Source organism: Enteractinococcus helveticum, from assembly GCF_020742345.1.
GTDB classification, from domain to species: Bacteria; Actinomycetota; Actinomycetes; order Actinomycetales; family Micrococcaceae; genus Yaniella; species Yaniella helvetica_A.
On record NZ_DYXC01000109.1, the window covers coordinates 20,607 to 30,081 of the forward strand.

Annotated in this window: 9 protein-coding genes; 8 read left to right on the forward strand and 1 reads right to left on the reverse strand. The window is 60.4% G+C overall.

All coding sequences use genetic code 11. The features are described from left to right. The first annotated feature begins 3 nt into the window (after positions 1-3). The 8 genes from K8V32_RS09900 (at position 4) to K8V32_RS09935 (ending at position 7,704) form a co-directional block, all read left to right on the forward strand. Complete coding sequence (locus tag K8V32_RS09900) at positions 4-348, forward strand: lycopene cyclase domain-containing protein (RefSeq protein ID WP_303906594.1); 345 nt, start codon at positions 4-6, stop codon at positions 346-348. Then, the gene (locus tag K8V32_RS09905) at positions 338-685 is read left to right on the forward strand and encodes a lycopene cyclase domain-containing protein (RefSeq protein WP_303906596.1); all 348 of its coding nucleotides are present in this window, start codon (positions 338-340) and stop codon (positions 683-685) included. The genes K8V32_RS09900 and K8V32_RS09905 overlap by 11 nt, the downstream gene beginning before the upstream one ends. Then, a complete protein-coding gene (locus tag K8V32_RS09910) occupies positions 672-1,400 on the forward strand; it encodes a class I SAM-dependent methyltransferase (RefSeq protein ID WP_303906598.1) in 729 nt (242 codons plus the stop codon). The genes K8V32_RS09905 and K8V32_RS09910 overlap by 14 nt, the downstream gene beginning before the upstream one ends. Beyond that, positions 1,397-2,980 (forward strand): FAD-dependent oxidoreductase, encoded by a 1,584-nt coding sequence (locus tag K8V32_RS09915; protein WP_303906600.1) that lies wholly within the window; start codon positions 1,397-1,399, stop codon positions 2,978-2,980. The genes K8V32_RS09910 and K8V32_RS09915 overlap by 4 nt, the downstream gene beginning before the upstream one ends. After that, on the forward strand, positions 2,977-4,203 hold the full coding sequence (locus K8V32_RS09920; RefSeq protein WP_303906603.1) for a cytochrome P450: 1,227 nt from the start codon (positions 2,977-2,979) through the stop codon (positions 4,201-4,203). Before K8V32_RS09915 ends, K8V32_RS09920 begins: the two co-directional genes overlap by 4 nt. 128 nt (positions 4,204-4,331) lie before the next feature. Next, positions 4,332-5,684: an HNH endonuclease gene (locus tag K8V32_RS09925; protein ID WP_303906606.1), complete on the forward strand. Its 1,353-nt coding sequence runs from the start codon at positions 4,332-4,334 to the stop codon at positions 5,682-5,684. A 598-nt stretch (positions 5,685-6,282) separates the two neighbouring features. Further along, positions 6,283-6,873 (forward strand): protoglobin domain-containing protein, encoded by a 591-nt coding sequence (locus K8V32_RS09930; RefSeq protein ID WP_303906609.1) that lies wholly within the window; start codon positions 6,283-6,285, stop codon positions 6,871-6,873. Between the two features lie 93 nt (positions 6,874-6,966). Then, positions 6,967-7,704, forward strand: coding sequence for a sulfite exporter TauE/SafE family protein (locus K8V32_RS09935; protein WP_303906612.1), 738 nt, complete (start codon positions 6,967-6,969; stop codon positions 7,702-7,704). Here K8V32_RS09935 and K8V32_RS09940 read toward each other — a convergent pair. Next, a partial coding sequence (locus K8V32_RS09940; protein WP_303906614.1) for an ATP-binding cassette domain-containing protein occupies positions 7,688-9,475 on the reverse strand: 1,788 nt, incomplete at its 5' end. The genes K8V32_RS09935 and K8V32_RS09940 overlap by 17 nt on opposite strands.

Consider the following 9,475-nt stretch of genomic DNA (forward strand, 5'->3'; position numbering starts at 1 on the left):
TTATTGGCTCAATACGAGTACCTCATACTCATGGCCGCCTGTGTGGCCATCACCCTGCCCCTAGAATTTGTGTTGCGGGCCCGGGTGTATCGCCGGTTGCCGCTGATGCTGCCCACAATCCTGGTTGTGGTGGTCGCCTTCGGCGCCTGGGACCTGTTGGGCATTGCGCGCGAGCACTGGACGTATAACCCGGAATTTGTGACCGGCATCCAGTTTGGGATCATCCCGCTGGAAGAGATCGTGTTCTTCATTGTCATCCCGCTGTGCGCATTGCTTAGTTATGAGGGCGTAACCACCGTGTTGAACATTTTCAAACGCGCCGAGAAGGGGGCCGGCGATGCTGCCTGAATATACCGTATTGACCGTGGCCGGGATGATCGTCGTCGTCGTGCTGGAACTATTTGTGGTGCGCAGCGGGATTTTCCGCAAACCCGCCTACTGGATTGCGCTGGGGATCTGTCTGGGATTCCAAATTGCGGTGGACGGGTGGTTGACCAAACTGTCCAATCCGATTGTGCTTTATAACCCGGAAATGATGTTGGGTATCCGGTTCCCGTGGGATATTCCCATCGAAGATTTCGGTTTTGGTTGGGCCATGCTCACCGTGACGATCATGGTGTGGCAGGCACTGAAAAATCGGCGCGCCCGCACGACCCAGGAGGTTGCCGCAGATGTTCCTGGCTGACGCTTTTACCACCTCGGCACGGCGCTATGACCTGCTGACCAAACTCAACCCCGGATATCGGCGCGAACTGCGCCGCGCAACCCGCACACTTGCCGAACTGCTTCAGGTGCCAACCGGACGGCGCCCGGTGGTGTGGGATCTGGGGTGCGGCACCGGACTGAGCACCCAGGCGATTCTAGAGACCCTACCGGATGCGCGGATTGTTGGGGTGGATGCCTCGGCCGGGATGTTGGAAGCCGCCCGATCAAAACCCTGGCCCGCTAGCACCGTATTTGTGCTGGATCGTGTGGAACACCTGGCCGAAAACTCGGCCCCAGCATTGGCCGACGCCCCCGACGGCGTCTTTGCAGCGTACCTGTTGCGCAACGTGCCCGAGGCTGAGCGCACCGCGGTGCTGGCCCGTATTCGTCGGCTGATGAAACCCGGGGCTGGCCTAGTGTTACACGACTATTCGGTCACCGAATCAGCGTGGGCCCAAGCCAAATGGACGGCCGTATGCTGTGCGATCATCATCCCGTTGGCCGCCGTCACCGGCACCCACATCAGCCTGTTTACCTACCTGTGGCGCTCGGTGCTGCGCAATGACGCAACCCAAACCGTACTCCAACGCCTGGAACACGCCGGTTTTGAACGCCCCGCCGTCAGCACAGCACGCGGGTGGCACCGCAAAATCCTGCACACCTACGTGGCATACAACCAAGGACGACGTACATGACCCGAACCAGTCAATACCGTGCCGTGCCCAATGCGCCACGGGATCCGCACGCCGAACGCATCATCGCCCACCGCGGCCACGACCGCCTCCCCTCTGCACGCCAGGTGGCCGTCATCGGAGGAGGTATTGCCGGACTTGCCGCAGCGACCGGACTTGCCGAGCGCGGCGCCGACGTCACACTCTTTGAATCCGCACCACAGCTGGGTGGGCGCGTGGCCTCTTGGCCGTTAGCCGATGGGCGCAATATGAGCCGCGGCTTCCACGCATTCTTCCGCCAGTACTATAACCTCCGCGCCCTGCTGCGCCGCACGGATCCAGCCCTGGATCGGCTGGTGGCCGTGACCGACTACCCGCTCCAAACCAACGCCGGGCTGACCGATTCCTTCAAATCCATTCCGCGCACCCCACCGTTGAACCTGGCCGCCTTTGTACTGCAGAGTCCCACATTCCCGCTCACCGGGCTGGCTAAGGTGGACCTCCCCAGCGCCTTTGAACTCATCGACCTGCAATTCCCCCAGAGTCTGAGCCGCTATGACGGCGAATCGGCAGCCGCATTTCTGGATCGGCTACGCTTCCCACACAACGCCCGGCACCTGGCCCTGGAAGTATTTGCGCGCTCATTTTTTGCTAACCCACATGACTTTGCCGCCCGCGAGCTCGTCACCATGTTCCACACATACTTCACCGGCTCAGCCGAGGGGCTGCTCTTCGATGTGCCCGTTGATGATTTCAACACCAGCCTCTGGGATCCACTGGGCGACTACCTGCGCGATGCGGGCGTGACAATCCACCTGGATTCCCCGGTTGATGCGCTGCACCAGACCGAACGGGGCTGGCGCGTGGGCACTAGTACGGGCGGGGGAGTCTATGACGCCGTTGTGCTGGCCGCCGACCCGCGCACCAGTCGCGGCCTCATCGCGGCACTGCACGGCGAAACCCAACAACTGGCCGACCTGCAATCCCGGGTCGCGCGTCGGACCAACGCCCCGGCATTCGCGGTCATCCGATTGTGGATGTCAGACACGGTGCACTCGGGGCGGCCCGCATTTTTAGGGACCAGCGGGTACCAGCTGCTGGATAATATTTCGGTGCTGGAACGCTTCGAAGCCACCGCCGCAGCATGGACCCAAACCCACGGTGGCTCTGTTGTAGAGTTGCACGCCTACGCCGTCGACGCTCCGGCCGCTCCCAATTCGCCGCAGGGCCAGACCATTCGCACAGCGCTACTGGACGATATGCGCACAGTGTTTCCCGAAACCCAAAACATGGAGATCATCGCCGAACAATACCTGCTGGAAGACGATTGCAGCCTGGCCGATGTCTCCCCGTGGCAGGACCACCCAGCAGTGACCACCGGCATCGACGGCCTGGTGCTTGCCGGCGACTGGATCCGCGCCCCACTGCCGGTTGCGCTCATGGAACGCGCCGCAACCACCGGTTTCCTGGCGGCCAATGAACTACTGGCCGGCTGGAACGTCACCGGCCACGACCTGTTCTCCCCGCCGCGTCGCGGTCTGCTGCGCCGCAGCACACTGGGCCGGACGGTCCGCCACCTCGCACTGGCCAAAGGTGCCCGATGACCACACCAACCGGCTGCCCCGGCCTCCCCGCCCCAGCGCCTAGCGCGCGCAAGGCCACCATACCCGGCGATGAACCCGCCGGTCGCGTCACCAAACGCGGCATCATGTGGCGCATCGGCTCGCTTACCGCAGCCAAAGACGTCCTGCTGGCCCGCCGAGAAACCATCCAGGCCGGGTTCACCGCCGAATACATCCCGCGCACCATCTTCCGCAACCACCCGATCCTGATCTCCGACGGCCCCCAACACGACGAACAACGCCGCAACGTCGCCCGCTTCTTCGCACCCACGGTCGTCGCCGCCCGCTATAGCCACCTGATGACCGCCGTCGTGAACAACATTATTGCCCAAACCAAGCGCACCGGCACCATCACCCTCGACGAGGTCGCCCTGTACTACACGGTCGAAGTGACCGCCTCCATTATTGGCCTCACCCACGCCAAAGTCCCCGCACTGGCCCGCCGGTTAGAAAAATTCTTCCGCCAGCCACCCCTAGACCGCACCAAACCCCGCCTCGGGCGCACCAACCGCCAGTGGATAACCGCCGCCGCCAACGGGCTGGGCCCCATCGCCGGGCTACTAGTTTTCGACGTCCTACCCGCCGTGCGCTCGCGGACCAAAAACCCGCGCGAGGACGTCATCAGCCACCTGATCGAACAGCACTACAACCTGGCCGACATCCTGGTTGAATGCGTGACCTACGGGACCGCCGGGATGGTCACGACCCGAGAATTTATCACCATGGCTTGCTGGCATTTGCTGGACGACGACGCCCTACGCCAACGCTACCTGGCCGCCGCAGAAGACGAACGATTAGGGATGCTGGCCGAAATTATCCGCTTGGAGCCACCCGTCGGCCACCTATATCGTCGCGTCACCAAAGACTACACCGTAACCGACCGCGACACCGAATACGGTTTACAAACCGGCGACTTGGTCGACCTGGATATCCGCCAGGCCAACGCCGATCCTGATGCCTTTCCGGCTGATCCCCTGCAGCTCTGCCCGGCACGGCAACGGGCCAAAGGCGTCCACGATGTTGGACTCAGTTTTGGTTTTGGTGCCCACGGCTGTCCCGGTCAGCACCTTGCGCTGCGAGAAACTGACGCGCTACTGCACCGGCTCCTCAAACTGCCAGTGACGACGGTGAGCGAACCGGATATCAGCTGGGACGATCTCATCGAAGGCTATAAGATCCGCGGTCTCACGCTGCACCTGCGGTAGGTCGTTACCCTCAAGCAGCCCGCCAGTACAGGCGTCGTGAATGTGGATAAACATCGCTGCGCAGACAGTTATCCACAAAATAGGCTGAGCCGTGGTTGCACGCTGACGAAGAATTCTATGGTGGTGGCATGACGACGATTCTAGCTCCCATAGCAGACACGACACTCGACGAAATTGATAGGCAAATGTCTTTGCTTGAGCCTGTCGAAACCGAGAGTGCTGCAATCGAACGGATCCGGAAGGTCGAACGACTCATCGGGCGGCTCGAATCCGTCCAACTGCGGGCCACCGCACGACTGGAAGCCATGCGTCTAGCACGCGAAGCGCAGGACAAAATTCCCAAAGCTCAACGAGGTAAGGGTCTTGGCAGTGAAGTCGCGCTAGCCCGGTCAGTTTCACCGGCGCGTGGAAAACAGCATCTCGAACTAGCTGGCACGCTGTCCAAGGATATGCGGCACACCGCAGCAGCACTGGCTGAAGGAAAGATCCGGGCTGAGCATGCCCAAGCCGTCGCTAGAGAATCTTCCGAGCTGTCAGCGTTGCATCGGCGCAAAATCGATTCGGCAATGAAAGACCGTTACGGTAGTGCCGGACCACGGGAACTAGCCAGTGAGGCTCGAGCTCATGCACAACGACTCGACCCGAGAACAGCCGCCGATCGATTCGCCAAAGCAAAAGACCATCGCAGGATTTTCACCCAACCAGCTCAGGACGGCATGTCCAAGCTCGTTGCATATGGGCCAACCCCAGACATTGTTGCCGCTGAACAAGGATTACGGCAGTGGGCCAAAACCCAAATTGTTAAAGGAAAAACCCAGGACCAACACGGTAACAAGCGTTCCAAGGATCAGTTGATGTTTGACGAATTGATCCGTCGGGTCACCGGTCAAACCACCGGGCTGGTGGACAAAATCGAACTCCTGCTGGCGATGACACCAGATACCCTGCTGGCCCAAGGAGATGACCCGGCGTGGTTAATCGGTCACGGCTCCATCCCCGCACCGGTCGCCCGACAGTGGCTCTCCGACGACGAATTGAGTGTTCCATTGCGTCGAGTGTTCACTGACCAGAAGGGCCAGCAAATCTCCGATATGGAATTCCTATCCAGAGATTTTCCAAGTGGCGTGCGCAAAATGGTCCTACTTCGAGACAAGACATGCCGTACCCCGTTTTGTGAGGCCCCCATCGCGGAAATGGATCATATCATTCCTGACCGAGACGGTGGTCGTCCGAATTGGGGGAACGCTTCGGGACTGTGTTCGGCATGTAACCAGACCAAAGAAAATCGGGACTGGCGCCACGAAGGTAACGAAACAATATTGGAAGTTATCACCCCGACTGGTCACCGGTACACAAACAAGCCTGGGCCAGTAATCCCAGGTGCACAACCTTCACAAGCAATCGATCCGAAACCACCGGACGGCGACCGGGCCGATGATCATCCACCTGATAGACACCCTCCACCAGAATCATCACCCTAGCCGCGGTGCGATCTTCGATGCACGAGTCGCGAAGCAGCATATATGGCAGCGGAGTTACCCCGTCACATCGACGGGGTAACTCCGCTGCCATTGTTTAACTAGGTCGCACGGATTCCACACACGGATTTCAGCTCCCGGCTAGGAATTAATCGTGCCCACAACGCCTACAAAGAGCGGGCGAACCGGAATGAGCTGTTCGGCAGTCGCAAATATTTCAGCATGCTCAGTAAAAACAGGTGACCGCTGAAGAGTTTTGACACGAAAATGCTAGACCGATTGGCAGCGGGTAATCATATGGAACGTTTGCCGCATCCTGAAGGATCCGCGTAGGACGGCACTGCAGGTGACCGAGAAACGCAGGCCACTGCGCGGCGGTTGGTGGGACAGAACCACGTGCTGCGATTCCACGCGAACGGGGGATTGAGACACCAAGAGCGCGACGCCGTCATGAAACTTTTCGACGTCTTCGCTACGACCGGAGCCCAGAGGCTCCGCTAGCGTCTTGATTACTCACCCACCGGTTGCACGCTGAGCCAGGTTGATTAGCCTTAGGGTAGATGTGTGCGTCACGCCACATCGTGTTATTTCGGAGGCTGAGATGACTACGAGTACAAATCCCGCCGGTTACACCTACGACCAAGATCTGCCGCCATCTCCGGTGAGCCGTCAACGGCTTGACGAGCTGCTCACCGACGTCATGTGGACCGAAGAAGACGTGCCAGCGCTGCGTCGGGCCGGTGAAATTCTGTCCCCGCGCGTTTCGGAAATCTTAGATATTTGGTATGACTTTATTGGTTCCACCCCGCACCTGGTATCGGTGTTCCGCGGTCCCGATGGCGCACCGAACGCCCAGTATCTGGCCCGGGTGCGAGATCGTTTTGAACAATGGGTCCGTGATGTGTGCCAGCGCCGTTTCGATGACCAGTGGTTGGCCTATCAAGAAGAAATTGGGTTGCGCCACCACACGGCCAAGAAGAACCAGACCGACGACGTCGACTCACCGGCCACCCACGTGCCGATGGCCGATATGTTGGCACTGGTAGTGCCCGTGACCCTATCCGTCCGACCATTTCTGCAGGAGGGCGCCACGGATGGTGACGACGTTGAGGCCATGCATCAAGCCTGGTTCAAAGCCGTGACCGTAACCCTGGTGCTCTGGGCGCGACCCTATGCTGATGAGCTGTGGTGAAAATACTTCCTGGTATCGTTGCGTGCCATACACGGTTCGGGGACTGTTCTCGTGTTGTCGACAATGATGTTTTGAGAAGGAAGCTTACTCACGGTGCTCATTGGCATTCTGCTGCTCAGTTTTATCGCAACCGCGCTGCAACGCATTACCGGGCTGGGCTTTGCCATGCTCACCGCACCGTTTGCAGTCGTGGCACTTGGCACCCACCAGGGCATCATGTTGATCACCGCGCTGGCTGTGATCGCCTCACTGTTCATGCTGCCGGGCATGTGGCGCGATATTGACTGGTCTCGGGTCGGCTGGATCGGTATTCCCGCAACACTGTCGATTATTCCGGCCGCATGGTTGGGTGCGCAGATCGACGGCGCCATTATTTACCTGTTGGTCGGGGCCCTGGTGATCGTGGGGCTCAGCGGGGCCTTATTTATGCGGGGCAACAGCCAGCCGGTGACCAGCCATGGGGCACAGATCCTTACCGGGGTTGGTGCCGGTGCCGGCAGTGTGCTGGCGGGAATCGGCGGACCGGCGATGACAATTTTTGGGGTGCTCTCGCGTTGGCCAGTGGCCTCCTTTGCCGCCAGTCTGCAACCCATGTGGGTCATGATCGCCTCGGCCACCCTGGCAGGACGATCATGGTTCATGGGCTCCACGCTGCCGGAATTGTCTTGGTGGATGTGGCTGCTGGCCGTCGTGGGAATTGCGGTGGGCATGTGGGCCGGCCAACGTGCATTAGGCAAAGTGAAAGACGGGGTGGTCTTCGGCATTGTGATCGTGCTGGCCATGATCGGCGCGATCCTTTCTGTGATCACCGGGATCAGTCAGCTGCTCTGAGCGCCTGAGCAAAATGCCGGCCGGTCGCAGTATCCGCTGCCAGAAGCTCCCGGGGTGTGCCCTCAAAAATGACCTGGCCGCCTGCGGCACCGGCGCCCGGGCCAATATCGATGACCCAGTCGGCGGCTGCGACGACGTCGAGATCGTGTTCAATCACAATGACCGTGGTACCAGCCTCGACCAGCGCATCCAACAGGGCAACCAACCGGCCGACGTCCGCGATATGCAGCCCGGTGGTCGGTTCATCCAGCACATAGATTTCGGCGGGTTTGGCCAGACTGGCCACCAGTTTGAGCCGTTGACGTTCCCCGCCCGAGAGCGTGGTGAGTGGCTGGCCCAACCGAATATATCCCAAGCCCACATCCACGCAGCGCTGAGCAACCTTGGCCGCGGCCGGAATCTTGACCTGCGTGAAATATGCGACCGCAGTTTCGGCGGGCAGTTCCAGCACGTCGGCAATATTTTTGCCGCCCAGTTCGTAGTGCAACACCTCGGTGTTGAAGCGTCGTCCCTGGCAGGCCCCGCACACCGTGGACTGGCCCTGCATGAACCCAAAATCCAAAGAGATCGCACCGGCGCCCTGACATTCGGGGCAGGCGCCGTCGGAATTCGCCGAAAACAGTCCGGGTTTGACCCCGTGGGCTTTGGCGAATGCTTTGCGAATGGCATCCAGTGCGCCGGTATAGGTGGCCGGATTGGACCGGCGCGAACCACGAATGGGGGTCTGATCAATGACGACGACGTCCTGACGGTCGGCAAGCCCAGCCGCCAGCAGAGTGGACTTGCCGGAACCGGCCACCCCGGTCACCGCGGTGACAACCCCGGTGGGAACGTCCACGGACACATCACGGAGATTATGGCGGGTGATATTGCGGATCGGCAGTGTGACGGTGGACGCACGGACTTGGGATTTCAATCCCGCGCGGTGTTCCAGGCTGTTGCCGGTTATCGTCCCGGAAGCACGCAACCCGGCAACATCGCCCTGATAGACGACGTCGCCGCCGTGCTGACCGGCGCCCGGGCCCATATCAATGATGTGATCGGCTATTGCGATGACACCCGGATGGTGTTCTACAACCAGGATCGTGTTGCCGGCGTCGCGCAGTTGGAGCAGCAGGGTGTTCATGCGTTCGACGTCGGCGGCGTGCAGCCCGGCGGTGGGTTCATCAAAAACATAGGTGACATCGGTCAGTGGGGAACCCAGCTGGCGGATCATTTTGACGCGCTGCGCCTCACCACCCGATAAGGTCCCGGAGGCCCGATCGAGGCTCAAATACCCCAGCCCAATGTCCACGAAGCCCTGTAAAAGTTGGCGCAGCACGGCTAACAGTGGTTCGGCCGCCGGCAGGTCCAGGGCGGAAACCCAGTCCAACAGTTCGGCGCTAGCCAAGGTGGCCAGTTGACCAATATTCGCGCCATTGATAGTCACGGAGCGGGCGGTGTCATTGAGTCGGGTGCCGTCGCAGGCGGTACAAGTGGTAAACCCGATGGCCCGGTCCACGAAGGCGCGAATGTGGGGTTGCATGGCTTCGCGATCCTTGGCGAGCATGGACTTGCGAATGCGCGGGATGAGCCCCTCGTAGGTCAGGTTGGCGCCTTCGAAGTTGACCTTGGTGGCCTCGGTGTTCAACAACAACTCAAGTTCCTCGGCACTATAGTCGGCGATCCGTTTGGCCATGGGCAGCCCGGCGGCACGGAATAATCGACCGTACCAACCCTCCATGGAATAGCCCGGGACGTTCAGGGCGCCGTCCTCCAGGGATTTCTTAGC